The sequence below is a fragment of the Arthrobacter sp. CMU6 genome (assembly GCF_059090205.1).
In genome coordinates, this window is the sequence record NZ_JBNHFL010000126.1 from 1 (window position 1) to 258 (window position 258).

At 69.8% G+C, this 258-nt stretch carries 1 protein-coding gene; it reads right to left on the reverse strand.

All coding sequences use genetic code 11. The features are described 5' to 3' along the window. Positions 1-258, reverse strand: a 258-nt coding sequence (locus AC5RWD_RS23360; protein ID WP_494022286.1) for a transketolase-like TK C-terminal-containing protein, incomplete at both ends; no start/stop codon positions are given.

Genomic DNA, 258 nt, shown 5'->3' on the forward strand with positions numbered 1-258 from the left:
CGTTCGGGACGAACTGCCGGATCTGGTCCGGGACGGCCTTCATGTAGTCCGAGACGGCGACGACGGGTCCCTGCGCACCGGCGAGCTGCTTGGTGACAAAGGGTTCGCGGGCGGTCTGGCCGGGGTTGAGGAAGGCTTCTTCCTCGGCGGCGAGGCCGTCGCGGCGCAGTTCGTTCCAGGAGGTGACGGACCAGACGTCGGCGGAGACGCCCCAGTCTTCGGCGAGGATCCGCTGGGCTTCGAGGGCCCAGGGGACGG